Genomic DNA, 26,141 nt, shown 5'->3' with positions numbered 1-26,141 from the left:
CGCTAATTTTTTAATCTTCAAATTTTTCTTTTAATGCTCTTTCAACATGACTAGGTACGAAATCTGAAATATCTGCCTTATATTGAGCCACTTCTTTCACAACACTTGAACTAATAAATGAATAGTTTGTACTTGTCATCATATACATTGTTTCAACATTACTATTTAATTTTTTATTCATTGAAGTTAAGCGTAATTCATATTCAAAATCACTCACTGCTCTTAAGCCACGAATAATTGTTTTAGCGCCTATTTTATCACAAAAATCGACAAGTAATCCATTAAAATTATGTACTTTCACATTTGGCAAATGTTTTACAGATTCACGTATTAATTCCATACGTTCTTCAATAGAAAATGTACCTGCTTTACTACTATTTTTTAATATACATACATGAAGTTCATCAAATCGATCAGAACTTCTTTCGATAATATCTAAATGTCCATAAGTAATAGGATCAAAGCTACCTGGAATGACTGCTTTTGTCTTAGTCATTGTGTTCTCCTTTTTTTAATAACAAAGTATCTGTTAAACCGTAATGATATTGCTTAATTACTTCAAAATCATATGTATTGATTTTTTCTTGATTACTAAACTCACAAATGATAATACCATGTTCTTTTAATAAATTAAACTTAGAAATTTGGTCTAGAGCCTTATCTATTAGCCCTTTATTATAAGGAGGGTCTAAAAAAATAAAATCAAATTGAATGTCTCTTTTATTGATAGCCTTTAACGCTCTATCTGCATTATTTTTATATACTTCAGATTGTTCCTCTAAATTTAATTGTTTCAAGTTAGCTTGGATCACTTTAACTGCTTTAAAGTTTTGGTCTACAAATATAACTTTATCCATACCTCTAGAAAGTGCTTCAATTCCTAAAGCACCACTACCAGCAAATAAGTCTAAACCTAAGCCGTATACTTCATGTAAACTGTTAAAAATACCTTCTTTAACTTTATCCATTGTTGGACGTGTATTGCGTCCTTCTAAACTCTCTAGTGGTTTACTTTTATGTTTTCCAGCAATGACTCTCATTTTGACTTACACTTCCATTTCATTCATTTATTTACTATAATTTGTTTTGAAAAAGGAGAATTAAATATTTATGAAACAATCATTTATTATTTTAGGAGAAGGACTTACAGATTTATTCGAATTTCTTACTCTTATTGAATATAATCATGCAAGAATAGACAAGGTTGTCTATTTCCATACACCACAGTCAGACAAACAATTATCGTCAGTCGCAATTATTATGAATCCTACGACCGGTAAACAATTTCAAGCCATGTATATGATGTTAAACGCTTTAAAATATCCCTACCCAAGTAGTAATAAAAAATTTGAGATGATTAATGAACAAGCTCAATCGTATGATATTCCTATTGTCGGCATTGATGTTCAACCGCCAAATGCATTTCATACGAATGATTTATATTTTAAATATTTAATTAGCGTACTTCGTTTACAAAATTGGATCCCACCGATGCAATAACAATTTTTAAATACATCTTAAAGCATTTCATGCTTTTCTTTATCATATGTTTTTTTCAAGTTTTTATAGGGGGATCCATCAATATGTAAGACATATTTTAATTTCATTAATTTCTGGAGAATATCGTCTACTTCATGTTCATTAACATACATTACTACATACTTTCGAGGTTTATTAGTATAAACAATATGTCCATATTTACGTATCTGTCTTTCATGTTTAATATGCTTTAAGTAAATAATTAAGCTAACTCTTGGAATCAATTCCATATTATTTCACTCACTCCATTTATTATGCATAATTACTATACCATGACTAATAATTTTATAAAATACATTCATTATCTCAATACTTAACTTTCAAAAAATATTGATTTAATTATTAATTTTAAATGAACTTTAGGAGGTTATACCTTGAAACACATTAAGAAGAATTTTTTTAATTTGGGTATCACTAGTATGGGTATACTAAGCAGTTTATTACTTTTAAAAAGAAATCAAAAGCCTAACATGCTTAAAGACATACCTTACTTTTTTAATGGACCAGCACCTTATATTTTTGCACATAGAGGTGGAATGTCAGTTCGACCAGAACAAACACAATTAGCTTTCGATAATGCTGTTGATTATGGTTTAGATGGCTTTGAAACAGATGTGAGACTAACTAAAGATGAAGAATTGATTGTTTTTCACGACGCTACAGTCGACCGTACTACTAATGGTTCAGGAAAAGTATGTGATTACACACTAAAAGAATTAAAAAAATTAGATGCAGGATTTCATTTTACTGATATCAATGGTCGACATATTTACAGAGGGCATCAACAAGCTAGAATTTTAACTTTCGATGAACTTTTAGAAATGTACCCTAGCAAATATATCAATGTAGATTTAAAAGATGCTCCAAGTAGTTATGAAGGATCTATTGCGCCTAAAAAAATGTATGATATTATAAAGCATCATCATGCTGAGAAACGTGTACTTGTAACGAGTTTTCATAAAGAACAAAATGAACGTTTTAGAGCAATAAGCAATGGAGAAATCGCTACTGGCGCAAGTCAACATGAAGTGACTGAAGGTGTGATTAAGTTTATTTTAGGACTAGGCTATCATTATCATCCTCATGCTGACACATTTCAAATGCCTATAAAATTCAAAGGTATCCCATTATCATCAACTCATTTTATTCAATGGCTTAACTTATTAAATATTGTGCCAGGTTATTATGGCATCAATAGTGTTGACTTAATGTATGATTTGTATCAAAAAGGTGTTCACACCATTGTTACTGACCGTCCTGATTTAGGTAAACAATTTAAATCACTACTAAAACAGCATACCTTAAGTTAAATACACTTATTTTATATATTATATAAAATTAAACTATATGCATAAAAGAATCTGAGACATATATCATCATTGTCTCAGATTCTTTTAATATATTAATCATCAATAACTAAAATAAAAATATACTTACATCTAATTTTGCAACTCAACCTCTGATTTACTAGATTTTTATTCTTAATTATAAACTACAATTACATGTGCCTCCTGAGGCGCAACCTTTAGAATCTGTTTTAAAAAATGGATTACCCACTTCAATCTTTACATTTTCTGACACAGATAATGCGATTTTAGTCAACACTTCATCTATTAAATTTTGTAATTGTACTTCTTTAGATTTGTAATCCATTACATTAGGCAACATTTCATAAGCTCGCTTACGTCGACGTGTATCTAACATGACATTTTGATAATCTGGGTGATATCTACCAAAGCGCATCACTTCATCATAACGTTCTTTTGATTTTAAAAAAGCTTGATACAATAAATGTGCTTCATCATCTTGTTTAAGTTTTTTTTGAGCTTCTCTATAATTAAAATACACTTTTGATTGTACAATCATGTCTGATAAATCTTCAATTTCATCTAAAATTGATAATGTTTCCTCTGTATACATTATCGGTCACCTCACAACCTATTTTTGTACAAAAATAAGTGAATAATAATTTCTCATTACTTCTCCACCCATTTCATTATACTTTTTATTTAACATTCTTGAACGGTGTATATCCGAATTCATCCAACTATGAATTAATGTAGGCACATCATTGAAATCATAACCCACATTTTGACTTGTAGCTATAAAATCAATATTTTCGTTATCAAGTTGGCTCTTAAGTGCACCTTCTGTAAATTCAACATCTTCTGTACCAGTTGCTTCATATAAGTTTGCTGAAGCAATGTGTGATATGTCTGAATTTACTTTCAATGGTGGAATATGTTTTAAATCTCTCATTTGATTAGTAATTTCATAGAGTGTTATCAATTGATTTGGGTTTTGTTCATATGGTAATGAATTTTTATTATTTCTGTCATTATTAAATTTATCATCTGATATATCTTCTTCATCTGTTAATTGATACGGTTTTATAAATGCTAATAGTTCTTTATCTAGATATCGAATACCCATAATTCGATTTGATTGTTGATCTACATAAACTTGAGCATAAACATTACCATATTTAATTAGAGTTTGAGTTTTAATATCTTCATCTGATAACTCAAAATTATATTGTTTTCCATTCACTTTAAAAGAGGGGTCAGGATTAATACTAGTTTTTTCAAATATATGTGAAGCATTTTCATTGATTTTTAATGATTCGGTTTGAGCTTTTTCTCCAGTAGCATAAACAGATTTAATTTCGTCATGTTTTGTAGTGACAATATAATATTGTTGCTTTCTCTTAAATATATAATCAGTATATCCGCCTTTAACAGGGTATGTACGATTTGCTTGTCCATATTTATTTGTAAGATAATTAATATCTTTACCTATCCAAGTACCTATCCCATTTTTGGGAGCAGGATTTTCAGTCTGTTTTTTCACGGAATGTGATTCTTGATTTGAATGACTTATTTTATTGTTGTTATTAGGATTTTCAAGGACATCAAATTTTAATCTTGGTGAGTAAAATAAATAAATTAGAAATGTAATTAAAAATACGATTCCTAAAACTTTAATTACTAACTTAGTCATTACTCCCCCACCTCTTTAGAATTACATATATTGTACAAAATAACTATTTTAACAATCAAGTCATTCATTTTTTCTAAACTCCAAATTTATTAATTAAACTACATTATACCTATTTACAAATAAAATAAACAATTAATATTAAGACATAGCTTATACTAAACAATTTTATCATATCAATATAGAATCCACTGTTGTTATTTCATGATAAAAAAGGAAGTGAATCAGAATTCATTTTGAATTCGTCGTCCTCCTTAACAATTTGATCATCGACTACCCAAATATTAAAAATACCTGAGACAACTCATTATGTCCCAGGCTATTCTTTAAAATTATTCAATATTGTTATAAACCTAGTGTGGCTTTAATCAACGATGTAGTTTCTCCACCTGGATAAATTACATATAATAATAAGTATACTGCCACACCTGTAATGCCAGTAAAGAACCATATAATTGAAGCGACAGGTCCGATTCTTCTATGCCATTTAAATTTATCTTTAAATGCAGTAATAATTTGAACTAATCCTAATACGCCACCAATCGTAGCAAGATTAACGTGGAAGATTAAGAATATCTTATAATATGTTCTAACAGAATCTGGACCACCAAAATCTGTATTACCTATAAATATCGTTCGAGTTGAGTAAATAATAAAAAACGTTAATGCGAAAAATGCTGCCCATAACATAACTTTTTTGTGAGTATTAACATGACGATGAGCAATTTGCCACCATCCTATCGCTACTAAAATAGCACTAATTACGATACAGCTTGTACTAATAGTTGGTAGAATTGGTAAACTCATATGTTCCATCCTTATTTAACTTAGATATTTTAAATCATTTTTATTAAAGAGATGACAACGACTAATGCAAAGAATACTACTAGATAATTTAGTGAATAGATAAACATTTTTGTTGCCCACTTAGTTTGATCGGTATTTTTCTTAAATGTTGTTAAACCTATAAAAATCCATCCAAAATTTAATAAAGTTGCTAATACAACAAACGTAGTGCCTAAACTAGATAATAGGAAAGGTAATGGTAATAATAATACTAACCAAATAAACATACTTATTCTTGTACGTTTAAAACCTTTTACTGAAGGTAACATAGGAATATTTGCTAATGAGTATTCATCACTACGTTTAATAGCTAGAGCATAGAAATGAATAGGTTGCCAACAAAAGACAACTAAAAATAAAGCAAAAGCTACAAGACTGATTTGTCCATCAATAGCTGTCCATCCAATTAAAGGTGGTACAGCGCCTGGAAAACTTCCTACTACTGTATTCCAAGTCGTATGTCTTTTAGACCAGATTGAATAATATGATACATATCCTACTATACCAAAAAGTCCTAAAACACCTGATGGCACATTTAATAAGAATAGACATGCTTCTCCTACTAACATCATACCAAAACTTAACATCAATAAATGTTTATCAGAAATTCTATCGTTTACTGTTGGTCTACTTTGTTTACTTGGCATAATTTTATCAATATCTTGATCATAATAATTATTTAATGCACAAGCACCACCCATAATTAATGTCGAACCTATCAACATTAATAGGATTTGAGGTATTGACGATAGGAAGGAATGATTTGTCATTACAATAGCTAACCAAGCGCCTGCAAAAGCAGGAATTAAGTTACCCTGTACCAAGCCCATTTTAATAATTTGTTGTAGTTCTTTAAAAGACACTCTACTTGACGGCTGTGATAAAGTGTGTTCTTTACTCATGGTTCCCCTCCTTAAAATTTTCATATAGTATTATGATATAATAATTACTTATAAAAGGCTAGGTTATATTTATTTAAATTGTGACACTTTAACGACTTTCTGTTTCACTAATTTTTTGTCTTTAATTATTGTAGTATAATAGTGGTAATATTTATAATTATATCTTTTATATTAAAATCAGAGCATAAATGGATATCATATTACAAAATATTTTAAATTAATGGCGGGGTGTTTAAACTTGTTTAACAAACGAAACCTTAAATGGTTATCAATCGTAGCAACAATTATTATGGCAATGGTACAACTTGGGGGCGCCTTAGTAACTAAGACGGGCTCTGAAGATGGCTGTGGTGCTTCATGGCCTTTATGTCACGGTGCTTTATTACCTCAGAATTTGCCAATTGCTACAATCATTGAATTGAGTCACCGAGCTGTATCAGGTTTATCATTAATTGTTGTGTTATGGTTGGCCATCACAGCTTGGAAAAATATAGGATACATTAAAGAGGTTAAACCTTTAGCAATTATTAGTGTTGCTTTTCTATTAATTCAAGCCTTGATTGGTGCAGCAGCTGTTATTTGGCAACAAAATTCTTATGTCTTAGCTTTACATTTTGGGATTTCATTAATTAGTTTTTCTTCTGTATTCGTATTAATGCTTATTATTTTTGAAGTGGATAAAAAATATGAGGCTGATGAATTATTTATAAAAAAACCATTGCGCAATCTTACTTGGATTATGACGGGCGTTGTTTATGTCGCTATTTATACTGGTGCTTTGGTTCGCCATGCTAAAGCAAGTTTAGCATATGGAAGCTGGCCATTACCGTTTAATGATTTAGTACCCCATACTGAGCAAGATTGGGTACAATTTGCACATCGCGGTATGGCACTTATCACTTTTTGTTGGATTATGATCACATTTATTCATGCCATCAAAAATTATTCTGAGAACCGTACAATTAGATATGGTTATACTGCCGCATTTATTTTAATTATTTTACAAGTGATTACGGGCGCATTGTCTGTAATGACACATGTTAATTTAATTGTTGCATTGCTACATGCACTTTGTATTACTATACTTTTTGGCTTAATCGCTTACTTTATTTTACTCATGCTTCGTTCAATTAGAAGTGAAAATACAAAAATTAAATAAAGTTTTAAAAGACACGTTAGAGTTATTGTAGAACATATAATCTCTAACGTGTTTTTTATGAAAAAAAGCATAAGATAGAATGTCATTTAACTTTCTATCTTATGCTTTTAAACTTTTTAATACCTACTCAGATTTTTCAATTTCGATTAATAAATCTCCCGTTGCAATAGCATCACCATTTCCAACAGTAACTTTTTTAATCACTCCATTAAACGGAGCTTGAATTGTTGTTTCCATTTTCATTGCTTCGGTAATTAATAGTGGTTGATTTACTTTAACCTCATCACCTACTGAAACTTTAACTTCAGTCACACTTCCTGGCATTTGAGCTCCTATATGATTTGGATTTGTTTTATCTGCTTTAGGTTTTACATTCGCATTTGTTTTTATGTTTTCATCTTTAATCGTAATACGACGTGCTTGACCATTCATCACGTAATAAATTGTTCGGTTACCATTTTCATCTGCTTCGCTAATTGTTTCAAGTTTAATAATTAAACGTTTTCCGTTTTCAATTTCAATCTCTACAGTCTCCCCGTTACGCATACCAAAGAAGAATGTCGGTGTATCAAGTAATGATAAGTTACCATATTGTTGTCTAGTTTGAATAAATTGATCAAATACTTTTGGATAAAGTACATAACTTATAATATCTTGCTCAGTCACTTCACCATAATTTTTATCTTGTAATTGTTCTCGTATCTCATCAAAATCTACTGGTTTTAAATATTCTCCTGGACGTTCAGTTAGCGGTTGTTGACCTTTTAAAATAATATCTTGTAATTGTTTATTAAAGCCATTTACTGGTTGACCAATCTCACCTTTAAAGTATGACACTACTGATTCAGGAAAATCTAATTTATAACCTTGTTCAATAATCGATTGTTCATCTAAATCATTTTGTACCATATATAACGCCATATCTCCTACCACTTTTGAAGATGGTGTCACTTTAACGATATCTCCAAACAAGAAATTAACACGACGATACATATCTTTGACCTCATTAAAACGTTCACCAAGACCTAAACTTTTAGCTTGTTGACTTAAATTAGAGTATTGACCACCTGGCATTTCATGTTGATAAATTTCTGTATTAGGTGACTTAATATCACTTTCAAAGTCAACGTAGTATGGACGAACAGTACTCCAATAGTGACTTAATTCTTCTAAACCTTGAATATCTGTACGCATATTTCGTTTAAATCCATCTAATGCATAATATAAAGAGTTCACACTTGGTTGACTTGTTAAGCCACTCATCGATGCAATAGCTGTATCGATAATATCTACACCAGCATCGATGGCTTGTTTGTAGATTAATAAACCATTTCCACTTGTATCATGTGTATGTAGATGTATTGGTAAATTAACTGCAGCTTTTAATTCTCCAACCAGTTCATATGCTGCTCTAGGTTTTAATAAGCCAGCCATATCTTTAATTGCTAAAATATGGAAACCTTCACGTTCTAATTCTTTAGCTAATTTAACATAGTAATCTAAAGTGAACACATTTGAACGTTCTGGGTTTAAAATATCACCTGTGTAACAAATAGTACCCTCCGAAATTTTACCTGCTTTTTGTACCGCTTCATTTGCCACTTTCATTTGATCTACCCAGTTTAATGAGTCGAAAATACGGAAAACATCTACACCTGCTTTAGCACTTTCATCTACAAATTTTTGAATTACGTTATCAGGATAATTCTTATAACCCACAGCATTTGAAGCTCTTAATAACATTTGGAATAATACATTTGGAATCGCTTTTCTAAGTTTTTCTAAACGCTCCCAAGGATTTTCTTTTAAGAAGTTGTATGCTACATCAAAAGTAGCGCCACCCCACATTTCTAAAGAAAAACTATCTTTAAATACTTCAGCAGTTTTAGAAGCTATATTTAACATATCTTTTGTACGTACACGCGTAGCAAGTAAAGATTGGTGCGCATCACGGAATGTCGTATCAGTAATTAAAACATCATCTTGTGCTTTAACCCAATCCGCAACTCCACTAGGCCCTTTTTCATCTAGTAATTGTTTTGTACCATATAGACTTTGAATTTTCTTTTTTGAAACTTGCGGAATCGAAGTTGACTCATAGTCTGGCTTCGTACGTTTTTCGACATTCGGAAAACCATTAATGGTTACATTCCCAATGTATTCTAATGTTTTAGTACCACGGTCTAATGTAGGTGCAATATCGAATAATTCCGGTGTTTCTTCAATAAATTTTGTTGTATAATCTCCACTTCGGAATTTTTCATTACGCATGACATTAACTAAAAATGGGATATTTGTTTTCACACCACGAATACGCATTTCTCGTAAAGAGCGTTCCATTTTTTCTTCAGCTTGTTTAAAAGTAATGGCATGAGTAGATAATTTCACTAATAGTGAGTCATAGTAAGGTGAAATTTCAGCGCCTTGGAAGCCATCTCCTGCGTCTAAACGTACACCAAAACCACCACTTGAACGATAAGCAATAATCGTACCAGAATCTGGCATAAAATCATTTGTAGGATCTTCAGTAGTGATACGACATTGAATAGCATAACCAAGTGTTTGGATTTCTTCTTGAGGAGGTAAAGCGATACGTTCGTCAAATAGGCTTGCTCCATCTGCCACTAAAATTTGAGTTTTAACTATATCAATTCCTGTAATCATTTCTGTAATCGTATGCTCTACCTGAACACGCGGATTGACTTCAATGAAAAAGAATTCATCCCCAGATACTAAAAATTCCACTGTTCCAGCATTAACATATTTGATATTTTTCATTAATTGTAATGCAGATTGACAAATACGTTCTCTTAATTCATCAGGTAAACCTACAGATGGTGCTACCTCAACTACTTTTTGATGACGACGTTGTACAGAACAATCACGCTCATATAGATGAACAATATTACCATATTCATCGCCAATAACTTGAACTTCAATATGTTTTGGATTATCGATGTATCTTTCGATATATACTTCACTATTACCAAATGATTTTTGTGCTTCAGATTTCGCACGATGAAACGCATCTTCTAATTCACTTTCTTCGCGAACAATACGCATACCTTTCCCACCACCACCACTTGTGGCTTTAATCATCAGAGGGAACCCTGCTTCTTTAGCAAATGCCTTTGCTGCATCAAAATTTTCAATTGGTCCATCTGTTCCTGGTATAACTGGTAAATTTGCTTTAATTGCAGTTGTTCTTGCTTTTACTTTATCACCAAACATATCTAAATGGTCTAGGTGCGGGCCAATAAATGTTATGCCTTCTTCATTACAACGTCTTGCAAATTCTTCATTTTCACTTAAAAAGCCATAACCTGGATGTATTGCATCTACATTCGCACGTTTTGCTACTTCAATAATGCGTTCAATATTTAAATAACTTTCGGCAGGTCCTAAATCTTTTCCCACTAAATATGATTCATCGGCTTTATATCTATGTAATGAATTTTTGTCTTCATTTGAATAAATTGCTACTGTTTGAATATTTAATTCCGTTGCTGCTCTAAAAATTCTAATTGCAATTTCACCACGATTGGCTACTAATAATTTTTTTATATGATTCAAAGAAGAAACACCCCTTTATAATTTGAATATTCTAACTAATTAGATAATAAAATTTTATCTTAAAATAAATGAGAAAGCTATTACTTTTTTACATACAATTTATAAAATGAAAATATAGTAAATAGGTTAGCTTAATCACTATTTTAAAATGTAATCATTAATATTTATTATACTTAATAACTTTATATTATCATTTATAATTTGAAGACGCTACTCTAGACCAGTAATCCTTTAACTTGTCACATAAATGTAAAAAGAGTGGAAGCAAATTTTTTAATACTCGCTTCCACTCTCAATAATGTTAGTTACATATTTACACCTATAATTAAGTGATTTTAATATTGTCTAGGAATATCCACTTTGGATTTTTTATTTTTTATCGTTCTTTTTTCTTCAACTTTAATTTGTCTTGCTACTAACAATAATAATCCCATAGCAATACTTAAACTGATCATAGACGAACCACCAAAACTTATAAATGGAAGAGGCACCCCTGTAAGAGGAATCGTGGCTGATATACCCCCTAAATTTACGAACGTTTGACTACCAATATAACTCGCTACACCAACACATATTAATTTATAAAAATATGAAGATGTTTTAGTGGCTAATACAAATGCACGGAATACAATAAAAAATAATAATCCAATTACTAATAAGGCACCGACCAGTCCCAATTCTTCACAAATTACTGCGAAAATAAAATCTGTATGCGCTTCTGGAAGATAGCCCAGTTTCATGATACCGTTACCTAATCCTCGACCAAATAATCCTCCATTTCCGATTGCCATTAATGAATTGGATAAATGATACCCAGTTCCTGAAGAAGAACTAAAAGGATCGTAAATTGTACTAAAACGTGCTTTTAAATATTCTGGCATCATTCCGGTGAAAATAAAGAACCCAGCAATAAGAATAAATCCAAGAATAATATATAATATAGGTCCTTTTACTATTTTCTTAACACCTATACCTACAAATAAAAACATTGATAATATAATAATTAATGTTAATAATGTTTGTCCAATATCTCCTTGTAAAAGTACTAAACCTAAACAAAGGATAATTAAAATAACTGGTCCTTTGATAATTTTTAAATTACCTCTTAACTGTGGTAATTTTTTACTTAATACATAAGAAATATAAAGAATTAAAGCAATTTTTAGCAACTCTGAAGCTTGTAGATTCATAAATCCTAAGTCTATCCAACTTTTTGAACCATTGATATTTTTACCTACCAATAATGTTAAAATTAAAAGGACACAGATGATAATCATAATCCACTGTTGAATTTTTGATTGTTTAAAAACTTTTATATTCATCATAAATGAAATAAAAAAGACAATAATAAAACTCATGATAACATAAATTAATTGTCTGTTATAAAAATATGTACCTGAAACCTCAACGCCACCTGTTAATGTCCCTTTAGTAGCTGCCACCATACTGGCACTGTAAACCATCACTAAACCTATAAAACACAAAATAACATATGAAATTAATAATGGATAATCGATAAACTTAGAGGTTCTACCTATGTATCGAAATATATTTTTTAAATTATTCATAAAAAAGATCATCCAATTCTAAAAATTTAAACTATATATGCTCATTAAAACGATTTATCAAATTAAATTCTGTCTAAACTATTATATACTTTGTAATTATTAATTAACAAACATAAATGTAAAAAATAAAATAAAAGGACTGAAAATATTATTTACATAACATTTCAGTCACTATCATAAATTTATTACATATATTAATTCTTGCTCATTATAACACTTTCATATTAAAAGCATTAGACTTAGAGTTATACGTTTGTGAATGCTTCATGCAATTTAGATAATTCTTTTTCTAAACGAAGCATTAAACTTTTACCGTCTTCTTTATTAACTAAACCAAGTTTCACAGCAAAGTCTACTTCTTTTTGTAAACCAAACATTTGTGTGTCGAGAACCTCTTCATATAGTGGGCAAGATGGCATAGTTAAATTATCCATTTGAACCTTAATTAAATGCAAGATTCGGTCAGCATCTTGATTTAATTGCTCATAAGCTTCACTATTTATGTTCATTTGCTTCGGCATCACATTCTCCCCCTATCATTAAATATCTTCATATCAGAAGTTTATCCTACTACCTTTTAAAAAGCAAGTTTATTCAATAAACCCTTCAATCTAACTATGATAAAATAATAGTTAGATTGAAACTAGGGAGTGGGCAAGATGATTCAAATTAAAGGAGATGTCAAATTTCCTATTACTTTAGATAGTACAACATGGATTTTTGATGATAGAAAAGTAAAAATAGAGGATATTGAAAACGGTATTTTTGAAGGAACTAAACCTATTAAATTTGAAGATAACCGCGAATGGAATAGAGCGATTTTAGAAGGACAAACCAATCCTCCTACTTTAAACTCTGAAATTAAGTATCGTAAACGTGCTGTATTAGAAGATTCATTTGCAATAAATATGACACCATTTTTTAAAAATGCAGAGCCTTTAGAAAGTGCAACTACAATTAAACTTTCAAATGATACATCTTCAATTGAAATCCCATTAGAATTATTACCTTATCTTTTTTTCCAATTTGCTAAAGATGGTAAGAGATTGTACGATGATAATTCAGTAGATAGCTTTGTTTATAACCCCGAGGAGAACGCCTATTCATATAACTTTAAATATGTAACTCGTATTGAGGTGATTTAAGTTGCGAGAAGTACAATGTATTATTTGTGATACTAAGGTCTTAATTGATGAACGTACAGTTGAAGCTAAACGTCTACGTAATAATCCAATCAAAACATTCATGTGTAGTGACTGTAAAAGTCGATTAGACACACCTAGACAACGACCAAATGAAAATCGTAAATTTAATCTCCATTTTCCAAATGAAAACTTATAGTATACTTTTCAATAATAAAAAGACGCAACATCAAATTTGATGTTGCGTCTTTTTATTAGTTTTATTGATCTTGCATCATTTGTTTTACACGTTTCGCTTCTTTTTCACGTGCAGCTTTATTTAATATTTTTTTTCTTAAACGGATGCTTTGAGGCGTTACTTCAACCAATTCATCATCATTAATATATTCTAATGCTTCTTCTAACGTTAAAATTCTTGGACGATTCATTGTTTGAGTTTGGTCTTTTGTTGCTGAACGTACGTTAGTTTGATGTTTAGCTTTAGTAATATTAACTGTTAAGTCATTTTCACGATTATGTTCTCCTACAATCATGCCTTCATAAACTTCAGTACCTGGTTCCATGAAGTTTACACCTCTGTCCTCTAGACCAATGATGGCATAAGCTGTTGCTTGTCCTTGATCCATTGAAATTAATGCACCATTACGACGGCCACCAATTTGTGCTTTAACACGAGGTCTAAATTCTTCAAATGTATGATTAATAATGCCATAACCACGTGTCATAGACATAAATTCAGTTGTGTATCCAATCATACCACGTGCAGGTACCATAAAGATTAAACGTGTTAATCCATTATCAGTTGTTAACATGTCTAACATTTCACCTTTACGCGCACCAAGTGATTCAATCACTGCTCCAGCATTTTCAGATGGAACTTCACATTGAACACGTTCAAATGGTTCACTTAATACACCATCAATTTCGCGTAAAATAACTTGAGGTTTAGAAACTTGAAGTTCAAATCCTTCACGTCTCATATTCTCAATTAAAATAGATAAGTGCAACTCTCCACGGCCAGCTACAACCCACGTATCTGGAGACTCTGTTGGTGTAACTTTTAAAGATACATCTGTTTCAAGCTGTTGATCTAAACGTTCTTGGATTTGACGAGCAGTTACAAAATCACCTTCACGACCAGCAAATGGTGAATTATTTACTTTAAATGTCATTTCAAGTGTAGGTTCATCAATACGCAATACTGGTAACGCTTCTTGATGATCATGTGGTGTAACTGTTTCACCTACGTTGATATCTTCCATTCCTGATACAGCAATTAAATCTCCCGCTTGTGCTTCTTCAATTTCTTCACGTTTTAAACCAAAGAAACCAAAGATTTTTGTTACACGGAAGTTTTTCACTGTACCATCTAATTTAATAAGCGATACGTTATCTCCAACACGCATTTTACCTCTAAATACACGGCCAATACCAATACGACCAACGTAATCATTATAGTCTAATAATGCTACTTGGAATTGTAGTGGTTCATCACTGTTATCAATTGGAGCAGGCACATAATCAAGAATTGTTTCATATAAAGACTGCATGTTTTCATCTTGTTTTTCAGAATCAACACTCGCTGTTCCATTTACAGCTGATGCATAAACAACTGGGAAATCAAGTTGTTCATCATTTGCTTCAAGTTCAATAAATAAATCTAATACTTCATCTACTACTGCTTCTGGTCTAGCAGAAGGTTTATCAATTTTATTAACTACTACAACAGGTTTTAAATTTTGTTCTAATGCTTTTTTTAGTACGAAACGTGTTTGTGGCATAGTACCTTCATAGGCATCTACAACAAGTACAACACCATCTACCATTTTCATAATACGTTCAACTTCACCACCAAAGTCAGCATGTCCTGGTGTATCTAAGATGTTAATTCTTGTACCTTTATAATTTATCGCAGTATTTTTAGCAAGAATTGTAATACCACGTTCTCTTTCTAAATCATTAGAGTCCATTGCTCTTTCATCAACATGCTCATTTTCTCTGAAGATTCCAGATTGTTTAAGTAATTCGTCAACTAGTGTTGTTTTACCATGGTCGACGTGAGCAATAATTGCAATATTACGAACATCTTCTCTTCTATTAGTCATTTTATAATATCCTTTCTTGAGTAAATTCCCACTTTTAATTGCAACTTTTTTATTATATCATAATATTAACAAAAGATAACTAAAAGGTGGGGATGGGGATGGAAAAACCAAAATCTAAAGGTATATTCTGGATACTTTCTATTGTAGCAGTTATATTTTTAATGCTCTTTAGTTTTAGCGTGGGTGCCGGAAGTATTCCAATGATGATTTTAACATTTATACTTTTCATTGCAACGTTTGGCGCCGGATTTACGCTTAAGAAAAAGTATCGTGAAAACAATTGGCTATAATCAACCATTAAGATATATAAAGCTTGAGATATTGTTGTCTCAAGCTTTTTTTATTGAAATCAGATTTTTTATTTTTTAAAGCGTTGATGTAATTCTATTAAAGTAGTCGTATTAGGCGCTAGATAATTTTCTAATATTTCTTTATGAATATTTGAATTTCCTACTAGTACTGAATTCGCACTTGAAATATTTAATGGTTCACCTAATAAGTTGCTAGCTACGCCTCCAACTTCATTTAATACAATAAGACCACCAGCAAAGTCCCAAGGCTGTAATCTAGGTGTGATATAAGCAGCCAATTGTCCTTTAGCTACACTTATAATTTCTAAAGCTGCACTACCATATGCTCTACAACTTCTTGCATCATTTACTATATCTTGAAATATAGGGCCCATTTTAGGTTTGGTTACCCAATTTGGATTGATACCAATTAAGCTTTTCTTTAGGGTGGTAGATTCAATCGTAGATAATGGATGTTTATTTTCAAATGCACCCTCACCTACCTTGGCATGATATAAAACATCTTTCATTACATCATATACAAAGCCAGCGTATGGTTTACCATTTCGGTAGATACCAATTGAGATAGCAAAATTTTCTTTTTGATGTACAAAGTTTAATGTGCCATCAATTGGATCCACTACCCATACGACACCTTCAACATGAGTTAAATCATGACCATGTCCTTCTTCTCCAATAACACGATGTTCTGGATAACTATGGGTAATTGCATCATATATATAATTTTCAGTAGCTTTATCAACATTGGTAACTAAGTCATTCGGATTTGATTTTGTTTCAATATTTAATTCTTCCTTCATCATTATTCTAACTTTATTTCCTGCTTCTAAAACTAAACCTTTAGCAAAATCATATAGCGACATACTATCATCTCCTGTTGCTTACTATTATACATCAAATCAATTTTATAATTGTTATACATCATTTTATACCTTCATCACTATATATGAAACTCTTATGAAGAGTTTATAAGCATAAAAATAGGTCGCCAATAAAGGAAACCTATCAAATCCATGATATAAAAGACTGAAAACATTTAAAATATACGAATAAACATGTACATTCATCTTATGATTATGGAATACAAATAAGTAAAAGGTCATTATGCTAATTTTAAATGTAAAATCGGATAATCTCTGCTTTGGTTGTCTTTTTGAGATCCACTCTATGCTTTAAAACCATTTTTAATATAAAATTTCAATACATGTTGGTTATCTTTATTAAACATCTACATATTGGATTTTATCTTCTTGAATCAGTGACTGAAGTATAATTGTACCGTAACTTTTATTAAAATCTTCAGGATCTATAAACAACATTTCCAAACTTTTAGTATTGTATTATAGTCTTTTTTCTTTTACTTTTATTAATCTCATGACACTCTCCTAACCACGAGGGGTAAAATCCTAAAAATTAAATGACTAACATCTAGGTACTGACTCTACCTTTTTAGTTTAAATTAACTATCTATATTGTATATTACTATTCTATCATTATAACTTTGAAATATATGCTACAATAAACTCAACATACTATTAAAATAGGAGGAAGATCAATGACACAATACACATTTACACCTAAAGATTTTAAAGCATTTGACGTTGAGGGTTTAGATGAACGAATGGAAGCTTTAAATAAATATATTAGACCTCAATTACATCAGTTAGGCGATTATTTTAGTGAGTATTTCACTTCTCAAACTGGAGAAACATTTTATGCACATGTTGCTAAACATGCGCGTAGAAGTGTTAATCCTCCTATAGATACCTGGGTCGCTTTTGCACCTAATAAACGTGGTTATAAAATGTTACCCCACTTCCAAATTGGCCTTTTTAGGGATCAATTATTTATCATGTATGGAATAATGCATGAAGGAAAAAATAAAGAAGAACGTGTTAAAGTTTTTGACAAACATTTTAATGCATTAAAACAACTTCCAAATGATTATCAAATTAGTTTAAATCACATGAAAAAAGATAAACAATATATCAAAGATTTAAGTGATACTGATTTACATCAAGCTATTGATCGTGTTAAAAATGTGAAAAAAGGAGAATTTTTTATAGCACGTACTTTAGCTCCTAGTGATGAACAATTAAAATCAGATGAAACATTTTTAGCTTTTATTAAAGAAACATTTGATGAATTCTTAAAATTATATGAATAAATACTATTCTTCGGCCTGGGACTTTACTAGAAATCTCAGGTGTTTTTTATTTTATTGGTAATCACTCACTGTCTTGAAGATCCATCTAAATTCAGTAATATTCTTTTTTACAACTTTTTTAGGTTGACCTAAAAATATATTTAGGTTAATATAATTAAAAAGATTTTAGGAGTTTATGAATGAATCATATGAGTAATAAAAAACAACGTAGCTTAGACGAAATTAATAATACAGTAGACTTTAGTAGTAATAAAAGTGCAAGCCAAAAATTTTTAGCTTTTTTAGGTCCAGGATTATTAGTAGCGGTGGGATATATGGATCCAGGTAACTGGATTACATCTATGCAAGGCGGAGCACAATTTGGCTATATTCTTCTTTTTATTATTTTAGTTTCTAGTTTAGCTGCAATGCTTTTGCAAAGTATGACAGTTAGATTAGGTATTGCTACAGAGATGGATTTAGCACAAATGACACGTCATTATTTAAATCGCCCGTTAGCAATTATATTTTGGATAATAGCAGAACTAGCTATTATCGCTACAGATATTGCTGAAATTATCGGAAGTGCAATAGCTCTAGACTTATTGTTTAATATTCCTTTAATTATAGGTGCACTTATAACTGTTTTAGATGTTTTTCTTTTACTCTTTATTATGAAATTTGGCTTCAGAAAAATCGAAGCGATTGTCGGAACATTAATTTTTACTGTTCTAATTATTTTCTTATTCGAAGTATTTATTTCATCACCTAAAGTGATTAATATTCTTAACGGGTTTATTCCTCATAAGGATATCGTTACAAATCATAGTGTACTGTATATTGCTTTAGGGATTATTGGTGCTACAATTATGCCTCACAATCTCTATTTACATTCTTCGATTGTACAATCACGTAAATATGATAGAACTAATGAGAACGATAAGGCACAAGCAATTAAATATGCAACAATTGATTCTAATATACAATTAAGCATCGCTTTTATAGTAAATTGCTTGTTACTTATATTAGGTGCTGCACTATTTTATGGTGTTAATGCTGATAAATTAGGAGGATTTTATGATTTATATCATGCCCTTAAAACTCAGCCGCTTCTAGGATCAGTACTTGGCAGTATAATGAGTACATTATTCGCTATTGCACTACTTGCATCTGGACAAAATTCTACAATCACTGGAACACTCTCAGGTCAAATTGTTATGGAAGGATTTTTAAGATTATCAATTCCAAATTGGTTAAGACGATTAATAACTAGAGGTTTAGCTGTCATTCCTGTTATAATTTGTTTAATTGTATTTAAAGGTAATGAAAATAAAATGGAACAACTTTTAGTACTTTCTCAAGTATTTTTAAGTATCGCTTTACCGTTTTCACTCATTCCTTTACAACTTGCAACAAGCAACAAAAAATTAATGGGCCCTTTTTATAATAAAAACTGGATTAACTTTTGTTCTTGGAGTTTAATTATTATTCTAAGCCTACTTAATGTTTATTTAATTATCGAAACATTTAAAGAATTTTTTGCATAAAATAAAACTATTGTTAAGGTATTGAACATGATATCTTAACAATAGTTTTTCTCTGTATTCTTTTAATTCATTATAACTTCCATAATATCATTGCAAACCACACTATATTAAACTTTCATATCAATGTCATAATATGAATAGTATAGATTTAATTTTTAATAATTAATGTAGGTTTTACAAATACTCCAATAGAACTAATTATTGCGATTATATCATTTCAATTATGTATGCATTTTATTTTAATTTATATCTTTCTATTATTACATACTTATCCAATTTTATTTTTATTGACGATAAATAAACTCCCAAGCAATTCAATTCAAATTGCTTGGGAGTTACACGTAAAACTAATAACCTTCAATTATTCCTGATCAACCGAGTGTTTCTCTTTGTTTTCTTCTTTATTTAAAATTTGTTTGCGTTCTTCATAATTCATTCGACGTTGATTAACAGCACTTGGCTGATTCTTTCTTTTTTCTTTCATACGTTGATTATAAGCTTTACGTTTTTCTTTTTTCTTAGCACGTAATTCCGCTTTTTCTCTTTTACGTTGTGCTTTTTGTTCTTTCTTATCAATATATAAGTCTTTTTCTACATTATTTTCATCATCATTAACTTCATTCGGCATACTATTTTTTGATTTATATTTATACTTTCTTTGTCTTGAAAGCACGCCAGAAGTATCATCCTCATTTGAAGATTGTTGATATTCACTTGTTACAGCACGTTTAGGGTATTGATTATATTTATCTTCCTCAATATCCTCATTAAAATCTTGCTCATCATTATTTTGAGTAATATGATGATAATCTTCATAATCATGTTCTCTTTCATTATAATCACTTGAAGGTTTACGACGAATACGACGTTCTGATTTTTTAGTCTTACGAGGTGGTTCTATGTACTCTTCTTCATCATTATATTGAGTAGGTTCTTCTTCATAATAATATCTATCATCATAATCATCTCTTTGATTATAATAAGGGGGATAATCGTAAGTAGAACCATATGCTGGAACTGTTTCTATTTTACTTCTTCTTGCAAACATCATAATCGCTGTAATGAAGAAGAAGATTGGAATAATTAATGTAATAAATAATAACACTAAAGGCAAAGTAATAATGGAAGCAATTAAAAACAATATTCCAGATAAAATTCTAATATTCATAGAAATCAAAGCTAAAAATGAAATTAATAAACAAATGATAAAGTACACGATAATTGCCCAAATTCCATTTTGTAACCATATAACAAATTGAGTCGTATTTAGACTATTGTTAACTAGTATTTGTTGTATTAATTGATTATTATTCATGGAATTTTCAAGATTTTGAATTGATGTATCATTACTGAATGATACGAGTGCAATAAACATTGTAATAACCGTTAATATTAATAAGAAAATCCAACTAATCCAACCTAAAAGTTTCTCAGTTAAACGGCTCACAGGTCGTTTGATTTGTGTGTATCGTTCTCCTGACATTTATTACAACTCCTTAATTGACTTGTCAAATTATTATATCTAATTTATAGGAAAATAACTACTAATTATCACTTATTTTAACGACATTTTAAAATTCAAGAAGCTTTCATTATATTCTCCTAATGTTTTCTCTCCTAAGTCTTTATAAACTTCTAAACGTTTTTGTTCTTTTTGAGTTGGATAAAAACGATGATCGTTTTTTATGTTATTTGGTAATAAATTTCTAGCTGCCTTATTCGGAGTAGCATACCCAACCCATTCTGTATTTTGTTTATTATTTTTAGCATCTAATAAAAAGTTAATAAATTGGTAGGCGCCTTCTTTATTTTGAGCAGTTTTAGGAATGACCATATTATCAAACCATACATTCGAACCTTCTTTAGGAACCACATAATCATAAGTATCTCCCTCTTGAACAAGTGGTGCTGCTACACCACTCCATACTACAGCAATATGGCCTTCATTTTGTTGAAGCATCATAGTAATTTCATCACCTACTACCCCTCTAACTTGAGGGGTAAGAGATTGTAAGTCTTGTTCTGCTTGCTTAATATGAACAGGATTGGAATCATTTAAACTATAACCCAATTTATTTAAAGCTAATCCTATAATTTCTCTAGCCCCGTCAACAAGTAATATGTCATTTTTGTATTTAGACTGATATAAATTGTTCCAACTATCAAATTGTTCATTAGGATACGCTTTTTTATTGTATAGAATACCTACCGTTCCAAAAAAATATGGTATTGAATAGTTATTATGTGGATCATAAGCCATATTCATATAATCAGAATCCAAATTTTTAATATTAGGTATTTTCTGATGATCTAAAGGTTCTAATAAATGTTCTCTTTTTAATTTTTGAACAGTATATTCACTTGGAAATGCAACATCATAATGTGTACCACCATTTTTAATTTTTGCTTCCATGGCTTCATTCGAATCAAACGTTTCATAAACAACTTGTATACCTGTCTCTTTTTCAAATTTCTTTATTAAATCGGGATCAATGTATTCCCCCCAGTTATATACATAAACTTTTTTACCAGTTTTTGTATGATCTTGAGAATTAAACCAATGACTTATTCCTAAACATATCAATCCTACTACAATGGCACCGATAATTAACTGAAAAAATTGTTTCATTCTATTGCACCTCTTTTAGCACTTCTACGTTTTAATATATTTTGAAGTGCATGGTATCCAATAATACCTAGCACAATAGCTAAAAATAAGATTGTTGAAATAGCATTTATTTCCATACTGATACCTTTTCGAGCCATGGCATACACCTCTACTGATAAGACACTAAATCCATTACCTGTCACAAAAAAACTTACAGTAAAATCATCTAGAGAATAGGTAAGTGCCATAAAAAAGCCACCAATAATAGCAGGCATTAAGTTTGGTAAAAGTATACGTCCGAGTACTTGATATTCTGTAGCGCCTAAATCACGAGCTGCATTTAACATATTATGATTCATTTCATATAGCTGTGGTAGCACAAGAATGACTACTATAGGTATACAGAATGCAATATGCGATGCTAATACTGTTCCAAATCCTAACCCTAATCCAAATATATGTCCTAAAGCAGTGAACATAATTAAAAATGAGGCACCTATGACAACATCAGATGAAACCATTAGTACATTATTTAATGTAAGTAATGTCAATTTAAACTTCTTATTTCGCAAATAATAAATTGATATTGCTCCAAATGTTCCTATAATAGTAGATACTGCTGCGGATAGCAATGCAACTGCTATTGTATTGAATATTACAGACATTAAATGATCATCTTGAAATAAAGCTTGATAATGTTCTAATGTAAAATGTTCAAAATGTACCATATTTCCAGCTGAATTAAACGAATAAAACATTAAGAAAAAAATAGGAAGGTATAATATAACAAGTAATATTCCTATATAAAGTTTCCCGTACCATTTCATTTAATTCACCCTCTTCCATTTGTTTCTTTAGATTTAGTAATAATTAAGATAAAGGCCATAAATACAATTAAAAAGATAGCTATTGTCGAACCCATTCCGTAGTTTTGAATAACTAAAAATTGTTCCTCAATAGATGTACCAATATTAATCACTTTATTTCCAGCTATCAATCTAGTAATCATAAATAATGATAGTGCTGGTATAAATGTAACTTGAACACCTGTCATCACACCTTCTTTAGTTAAAGGAAGTATGACTTTACGAAAAGTAGTAAATGTATTTGCACCTAAATCACTTGAAGCTTGTAATAAATTATTAGGAATTGATTTCATGCTATTAAAAATAGGCAAAATCATAAATGGTATATAAATATAACTTGCAACAAGTAAAAACGCACCTGATGTAAACAACAAGTTTAGTGGACCAATATGCATTATACCTAACATTTTATTAATCATACCTTCGTGACTTAAAATTCCAATAAAAGCATACGTTTTTAACAATAAATTAATCCATGTGGGTATGATTAATATAAGTAACCAAATATTTTGGAATTTTGAAGATCTAATAAAATAGGCTGCAGGATAACTTATAATTAGTGTAATGATTGTTATAAGTGCCGCATAAAAAATAGAATCCCACATCATTTTTAAATATTTCATTGAAAAGACTTGTCGATAATTTGTAAAACTAAAGTGACCATTTATATCGATAAATGAAAAATATACAAGTAATAGCACAGGAATAATAATAAAAATAATCATCCATAATAAATATGGAATGATGAGAAATTTATTTAAATTACGCATGTTCAATATCCTCATAACTTTCAATACGTTTATCAAATTCTTCTTCAGTTTCTCCAGGAACCATAATATGAATAGCTTCAGGTTCAAAAAACAAACCTACCTGACTTCCTATTGTTGTCTTTTTAGTAGATTGAATAACCCATTCATATCCTTTTTCATCAATACAACAAATTTCGTAATGTACACCTCTAAAAAGCATTGAATCGACAGTTGCAGTGAATAAACCTTGTGTCGATTCAACTAAAGAAATATCCTCTGGACGAATCACTACTTCAATTTTTTTCCCAGATGGAATCCGAGCATCGACACATTCAAAATCCTGACCATATATATTCACTACAAAATCTTTAACCATTGTGCCATCAACAATATTAGATTCTCCAATAAAATCAGCCACGAATCGATTCACTGGTTCATCATAAATATCTGTTGGTGTACCAAATTGTTGTATTTCACCATCTTTCATCACAAAAATATAATCACTAAGTGCCAATGCTTCTTCTTGATCATGAGTAACAAAAATAAAAGTGATGCCTAATCTTTTTTGTAACTCACGAAGTTCATATTGCATTTCAGTACGTAATTTTAAATCTAGTGCCGAAAGAGATTCATCTAATAATAAAATTTCAGGTTTATTTACAATAGCTCTGGCAATAGCGACTCTTTGTTTTTGTCCCCCACTCATTTCATCAATATGACGTTGTTCATAACCTGTTAACTTAACAAGTTTTAATGCTTCTTTAACTTCTTTATCAATCTCTTGTTTAGAAAACTTTTTTAGTCTTAAACCAAAAGCAATATTCTCATATACATTTAAATGAGGAAATAAAGCATAATCTTGAAATACTGTATTTACTCTACGTTTATTTGCAGGTAATTTTTCGATAGACTGATTTTTATAAATAATTTGACCTTCATTAGGTTGTTCAAATCCTGCAATAAGTTTTAAAATCGTAGTTTTACCACATCCTGAGGGACCGAGCAACGTATAAAAATATCCCGATTCAATATCTAAGTTCATATTATTTAATATTGTTGTATCATCAAATTTCTTAGTAACTTTTTTAAAAGATAATAGTGACTCCAATCCATTTCCTCCTTTATAAGTATGATGCTGTTGCTACAATTAGAATTTTAACTTCATTTTCTGAATTATTATGTAATTGATGTAATTCATTTGCTCTAAAATAAAATACATCTCCCTCATAAGCTTGATAGCGCTCTTTACCTAACGTAAGTGTTACACATCCCTCTAAACAATAAATAAAGGTATCAGATTCAGAAGGTTCAAAAGATTTGTACGATGATCCAGGCTTAATTGTTATTATAAGAGGTTCCATTTCATTTTCATTTGAACTGGGTACAACCCAATTTAAAATATATCCTCTGTCATATTCATCATAAATAGTCCGTTCACTTTTTTTATACAATACTTTTTCTTTCGCTTTTTCCTTAAAAAAATCACTTGGTGTAGTACCTAATACTTCTAATATACTTAAAAATGTTTCCATACTTGGAGACGCATATTCACTTTCAATTTGTGATATATATCCTTTTGATAAATCAGTTCGTTCCGCTAACTCTTCTTGAGTAAGATTTTTTTGACGTCTTAAATTTTTTAATTTATATCCAATTTGCATAACTAACCACCTAAAAAAAGCTGTATCTTGTTTACTATTATCAAACATTTTGTTTAATGCTTAATAAAAATAACAAAATACAGCTTTAAATTCAATAGGTATATTAAAAAATTGAGATTAAATTAGAGATCTTAATGTTTACTAAAATTTTCTTGATCAGGATGTTTTTTAACTTCTTGGATTACTTTATAGCTATTATAGCCACTTTTTTCTTCAAATTCTTTAAAAATTTGTTTTTCTTCAGCTTTACCTGGCACAATTTGTTTAAATTTTTTATATTGTTTCATTAGTTCAGTACCTATTATAGATTTTTCATAATAGTTTTCAATTTGATTAAAAAATTTAATAACATCAACCATTTCCTCATTAGACCAATCTAAATCGAGTGGATATTGATATTCCATAATTACCCTCCAAAATAT

27 protein-coding genes are annotated in these 26,141 nt (G+C 30.1%); 8 read left to right on the top strand and 19 right to left on the bottom strand.

Features of this window, described 5'->3' with window-relative positions:
• Nucleotides 1-10 precede the first annotated feature (10 nt).
• Together coaD and rsmD are read right to left on the bottom strand one after the other, a co-directional pair.
• The gene (gene coaD, locus CD034_RS03795) at nt 11-496 is read right to left on the bottom strand and encodes a pantetheine-phosphate adenylyltransferase (protein WP_002450001.1); all 486 of its coding nucleotides are present in this window, start codon (nt 494-496) and stop codon (nt 11-13) included.
• A complete protein-coding gene (rsmD, locus tag CD034_RS03790) occupies nt 489-1,040 on the bottom strand; it encodes a 16S rRNA (guanine(966)-N(2))-methyltransferase RsmD (RefSeq protein WP_002450015.1) in 552 nt (183 codons plus the stop codon). Before rsmD ends, coaD begins: the two co-directional genes overlap by 8 nt.
• Before the next feature lie 70 nt (nt 1,041-1,110).
• Here rsmD and CD034_RS03785 point away from each other — a divergent pair, with 70 nt between their 5' ends.
• Nucleotides 1,111-1,500 (top strand): DUF7147 family protein, encoded by a 390-nt coding sequence (locus CD034_RS03785; RefSeq protein ID WP_049335444.1) that lies wholly within the window; start codon nt 1,111-1,113, stop codon nt 1,498-1,500.
• A 17-nt stretch (nt 1,501-1,517) separates the two neighbouring features.
• Here CD034_RS03785 and CD034_RS03780 read toward each other — a convergent pair whose 3' ends face one another.
• Nucleotides 1,518-1,769 carry a DUF2129 domain-containing protein gene (locus CD034_RS03780; protein WP_049335442.1) on the bottom strand — a complete coding sequence of 84 codons (252 nt, stop codon included), beginning with the start codon at nt 1,767-1,769 and terminating at the stop codon, nt 1,518-1,520.
• 144 nt (nt 1,770-1,913) lie between these two features.
• Between CD034_RS03780 and CD034_RS03775 the strand changes: the two genes are divergently transcribed.
• On the top strand, nt 1,914-2,849 hold the full coding sequence (locus CD034_RS03775) for a lysophosphatidylglycerol phospholipase D (RefSeq protein WP_049431710.1): 936 nt from the start codon (nt 1,914-1,916) through the stop codon (nt 2,847-2,849).
• 175 nt (nt 2,850-3,024) lie between these two features.
• Here the strand turns inward: CD034_RS03775 and CD034_RS03770 are convergent, their stop codons facing one another.
• The 4 genes from CD034_RS03770 to cyoE form a co-directional block, all read right to left on the bottom strand.
• Entirely contained in the window at nt 3,025-3,459 is a 435-nt protein-coding gene (locus tag CD034_RS03770) for a YlbF/YmcA family competence regulator (protein WP_002449999.1), read from the bottom strand.
• Nucleotides 3,460-3,477: 18 nt separating this feature from the next.
• Nucleotides 3,478-4,539, bottom strand: coding sequence for a CAP-associated domain-containing protein (locus CD034_RS03765; protein WP_002449976.1), 1,062 nt, complete (start codon nt 4,537-4,539; stop codon nt 3,478-3,480).
• Nucleotides 4,540-4,881: 342 nt separating this feature from the next.
• On the bottom strand, nt 4,882-5,343 hold the full coding sequence (locus CD034_RS03760; protein WP_002450009.1) for a DUF420 domain-containing protein: 462 nt from the start codon (nt 5,341-5,343) through the stop codon (nt 4,882-4,884).
• A gap of 29 nt (nt 5,344-5,372) precedes the next feature.
• Nucleotides 5,373-6,284 (bottom strand): heme o synthase, encoded by a 912-nt coding sequence (gene cyoE, locus CD034_RS03755; protein WP_002449983.1) that lies wholly within the window; start codon nt 6,282-6,284, stop codon nt 5,373-5,375.
• A 238-nt stretch (nt 6,285-6,522) separates the two neighbouring features.
• On the opposite strand from cyoE, the gene CD034_RS03750 reads away from it, so the two are divergent.
• A complete protein-coding gene (locus tag CD034_RS03750) occupies nt 6,523-7,443 on the top strand; it encodes a COX15/CtaA family protein (protein WP_049431714.1) in 921 nt (306 codons plus the stop codon).
• Nucleotides 7,444-7,566: 123 nt separating this feature from the next.
• Here CD034_RS03750 and CD034_RS03745 read toward each other — a convergent pair whose 3' ends face one another.
• The 3 genes from CD034_RS03745 to CD034_RS03735 all read right to left on the bottom strand — a co-directional run bounded on the left by CD034_RS03745 (nt 7,567) and on the right by CD034_RS03735 (nt 13,105).
• The gene (locus tag CD034_RS03745) at nt 7,567-11,016 is read right to left on the bottom strand and encodes a pyruvate carboxylase (RefSeq protein ID WP_049431717.1); all 3,450 of its coding nucleotides are present in this window, start codon (nt 11,014-11,016) and stop codon (nt 7,567-7,569) included.
• 335 nt (nt 11,017-11,351) lie between these two features.
• Nucleotides 11,352-12,584 (bottom strand): cell division peptidoglycan polymerase FtsW, encoded by a 1,233-nt coding sequence (gene ftsW, locus CD034_RS03740; RefSeq protein WP_002455484.1) that lies wholly within the window; start codon nt 12,582-12,584, stop codon nt 11,352-11,354.
• 245 nt (nt 12,585-12,829) lie between these two features.
• Nucleotides 12,830-13,105, bottom strand: coding sequence for an Fpa/YlaN family protein (locus CD034_RS03735; RefSeq protein WP_019835862.1), 276 nt, complete (start codon nt 13,103-13,105; stop codon nt 12,830-12,832).
• Between the two features lie 138 nt (nt 13,106-13,243).
• On the opposite strand from CD034_RS03735, the gene CD034_RS03730 reads away from it, so the two are divergent.
• Nucleotides 13,244-13,729 (top strand): hypothetical protein, encoded by a 486-nt coding sequence (locus CD034_RS03730; RefSeq protein ID WP_002450004.1) that lies wholly within the window; start codon nt 13,244-13,246, stop codon nt 13,727-13,729.
• 1 nt (nt 13,730) lies between these two features.
• Nucleotides 13,731-13,925, top strand: coding sequence for a DUF2197 domain-containing protein (locus CD034_RS03725; RefSeq protein ID WP_002449988.1), 195 nt, complete (start codon nt 13,731-13,733; stop codon nt 13,923-13,925).
• Nucleotides 13,926-13,986: 61 nt separating this feature from the next.
• Here CD034_RS03725 and typA read toward each other — a convergent pair whose 3' ends face one another.
• Complete coding sequence (gene typA / locus CD034_RS03720) at nt 13,987-15,831, bottom strand: translational GTPase TypA (protein ID WP_002455486.1); 1,845 nt, start codon at nt 15,829-15,831, stop codon at nt 13,987-13,989.
• Between the two features lie 98 nt (nt 15,832-15,929).
• On the opposite strand from typA, the gene CD034_RS03715 reads away from it, so the two are divergent.
• On the top strand, nt 15,930-16,121 hold the full coding sequence (locus CD034_RS03715; protein WP_002455487.1) for a DUF5325 family protein: 192 nt from the start codon (nt 15,930-15,932) through the stop codon (nt 16,119-16,121).
• A gap of 68 nt (nt 16,122-16,189) precedes the next feature.
• On the opposite strand, the gene CD034_RS03710 is transcribed toward CD034_RS03715, so the two are convergent.
• Nucleotides 16,190-17,005 (bottom strand): inositol monophosphatase family protein, encoded by an 816-nt coding sequence (locus tag CD034_RS03710; RefSeq protein WP_049431722.1) that lies wholly within the window; start codon nt 17,003-17,005, stop codon nt 16,190-16,192.
• A 692-nt stretch (nt 17,006-17,697) separates the two neighbouring features.
• Here CD034_RS03710 and CD034_RS03700 point away from each other — a divergent pair.
• Entirely contained in the window at nt 17,698-18,309 is a 612-nt protein-coding gene (locus CD034_RS03700) for a YktB family protein (protein ID WP_049431725.1), read from the top strand.
• 179 nt (nt 18,310-18,488) lie between these two features.
• Complete coding sequence (locus tag CD034_RS03695) at nt 18,489-19,835, top strand: Nramp family divalent metal transporter (RefSeq protein ID WP_002448215.1); 1,347 nt, start codon at nt 18,489-18,491, stop codon at nt 19,833-19,835.
• 361 nt (nt 19,836-20,196) lie between these two features.
• On the opposite strand, the gene auxB is transcribed toward CD034_RS03695, so the two are convergent.
• From auxB to CD034_RS03660, 7 genes are all read right to left on the bottom strand, one after another.
• Nucleotides 20,197-21,318 (bottom strand): lipoteichoic acid stability factor AuxB, encoded by a 1,122-nt coding sequence (gene auxB, locus CD034_RS03690; RefSeq protein ID WP_049431730.1) that lies wholly within the window; start codon nt 21,316-21,318, stop codon nt 20,197-20,199.
• Nucleotides 21,319-21,390: 72 nt separating this feature from the next.
• Nucleotides 21,391-22,464: an ABC transporter substrate-binding protein gene (locus CD034_RS03685; RefSeq protein ID WP_049431733.1), complete on the bottom strand. Its 1,074-nt coding sequence runs from the start codon at nt 22,462-22,464 to the stop codon at nt 21,391-21,393.
• Nucleotides 22,461-23,270 (bottom strand): ABC transporter permease, encoded by an 810-nt coding sequence (locus CD034_RS03680; protein WP_049431735.1) that lies wholly within the window; start codon nt 23,268-23,270, stop codon nt 22,461-22,463. The genes CD034_RS03685 and CD034_RS03680 overlap by 4 nt, the downstream gene beginning before the upstream one ends.
• 5 nt (nt 23,271-23,275) lie before the next feature.
• Nucleotides 23,276-24,079 carry an ABC transporter permease gene (locus CD034_RS03675; protein ID WP_002448200.1) on the bottom strand — a complete coding sequence of 268 codons (804 nt, stop codon included), beginning with the start codon at nt 24,077-24,079 and terminating at the stop codon, nt 23,276-23,278.
• Nucleotides 24,072-25,166, bottom strand: coding sequence for an ABC transporter ATP-binding protein (locus CD034_RS03670; protein WP_002455494.1), 1,095 nt, complete (start codon nt 25,164-25,166; stop codon nt 24,072-24,074). The genes CD034_RS03675 and CD034_RS03670 overlap by 8 nt, the downstream gene beginning before the upstream one ends.
• Nucleotides 25,167-25,179: 13 nt before the next feature.
• Complete coding sequence (locus tag CD034_RS03665) at nt 25,180-25,719, bottom strand: helix-turn-helix domain-containing protein (protein WP_002448067.1); 540 nt, start codon at nt 25,717-25,719, stop codon at nt 25,180-25,182.
• A 131-nt stretch (nt 25,720-25,850) separates the two neighbouring features.
• Nucleotides 25,851-26,123 (bottom strand): UPF0223 family protein, encoded by a 273-nt coding sequence (locus CD034_RS03660; RefSeq protein WP_002455495.1) that lies wholly within the window; start codon nt 26,121-26,123, stop codon nt 25,851-25,853.
• Nucleotides 26,124-26,141 lie beyond the last annotated feature (18 nt).

It is taken from the genome of Staphylococcus hominis subsp. hominis, assembly GCF_002901845.1.
GTDB lineage: Bacteria > Bacillota > Bacilli > Staphylococcales > Staphylococcaceae > Staphylococcus > Staphylococcus hominis.
This window is presented reverse-complemented; position numbering and strand designations above follow the sequence as displayed.

Bases quoted from the DNA above. Each gene is read 5' to 3' on its own strand.
- coaD (WP_002450001.1), bottom strand. From the start codon at position 496: ATGACTAAGACAAAAGCAGTCATTCCAGGTAGCTTTGATCCTATTACT.
- rsmD (WP_002450015.1), bottom strand. From the start codon at position 1,040: ATGAGAGTCATTGCTGGAAAACATAAAAGTAAACCACTAGAGAGTTTA.
- CD034_RS03785 (WP_049335444.1), top strand. From the start codon at position 1,111: ATGAAACAATCATTTATTATTTTAGGAGAAGGACTTACAGATTTATTC.
- CD034_RS03780 (WP_049335442.1), bottom strand. From the start codon at position 1,769: ATGGAATTGATTCCAAGAGTTAGCTTAATTATTTACTTAAAGCATATT.
- CD034_RS03770 (WP_002449999.1), bottom strand. From the start codon at position 3,459: ATGTATACAGAGGAAACATTATCAATTTTAGATGAAATTGAAGATTTA.
- CD034_RS03765 (WP_002449976.1), bottom strand. From the start codon at position 4,539: ATGACTAAGTTAGTAATTAAAGTTTTAGGAATCGTATTTTTAATTACA.
- CD034_RS03760 (WP_002450009.1), bottom strand. From the start codon at position 5,343: ATGAGTTTACCAATTCTACCAACTATTAGTACAAGCTGTATCGTAATT.
- cyoE (WP_002449983.1), bottom strand. From the start codon at position 6,284: ATGAGTAAAGAACACACTTTATCACAGCCGTCAAGTAGAGTGTCTTTT.
- ftsW (WP_002455484.1), bottom strand. From the start codon at position 12,584: ATGAATAATTTAAAAAATATATTTCGATACATAGGTAGAACCTCTAAG.
- CD034_RS03735 (WP_019835862.1), bottom strand. From the start codon at position 13,105: ATGCCGAAGCAAATGAACATAAATAGTGAAGCTTATGAGCAATTAAAT.
- CD034_RS03730 (WP_002450004.1), top strand. From the start codon at position 13,244: ATGATTCAAATTAAAGGAGATGTCAAATTTCCTATTACTTTAGATAGT.
- typA (WP_002455486.1), bottom strand. From the start codon at position 15,831: ATGACTAATAGAAGAGAAGATGTTCGTAATATTGCAATTATTGCTCAC.
- CD034_RS03715 (WP_002455487.1), top strand. From the start codon at position 15,930: ATGGAAAAACCAAAATCTAAAGGTATATTCTGGATACTTTCTATTGTA.
- CD034_RS03710 (WP_049431722.1), bottom strand. From the start codon at position 17,005: ATGTCGCTATATGATTTTGCTAAAGGTTTAGTTTTAGAAGCAGGAAAT.
- CD034_RS03700 (WP_049431725.1), top strand. From the start codon at position 17,698: ATGACACAATACACATTTACACCTAAAGATTTTAAAGCATTTGACGTT.
- CD034_RS03695 (WP_002448215.1), top strand. From the start codon at position 18,489: ATGAATCATATGAGTAATAAAAAACAACGTAGCTTAGACGAAATTAAT.
- auxB (WP_049431730.1), bottom strand. From the start codon at position 21,318: ATGTCAGGAGAACGATACACACAAATCAAACGACCTGTGAGCCGTTTA.
- CD034_RS03685 (WP_049431733.1), bottom strand. From the start codon at position 22,464: ATGAAACAATTTTTTCAGTTAATTATCGGTGCCATTGTAGTAGGATTG.
- CD034_RS03680 (WP_049431735.1), bottom strand. From the start codon at position 23,270: ATGAAATGGTACGGGAAACTTTATATAGGAATATTACTTGTTATATTA.
- CD034_RS03675 (WP_002448200.1), bottom strand. From the start codon at position 24,079: ATGCGTAATTTAAATAAATTTCTCATCATTCCATATTTATTATGGATG.
- CD034_RS03665 (WP_002448067.1), bottom strand. From the start codon at position 25,719: ATGCAAATTGGATATAAATTAAAAAATTTAAGACGTCAAAAAAATCTT.
- CD034_RS03660 (WP_002455495.1), bottom strand. From the start codon at position 26,123: ATGGAATATCAATATCCACTCGATTTAGATTGGTCTAATGAGGAAATG.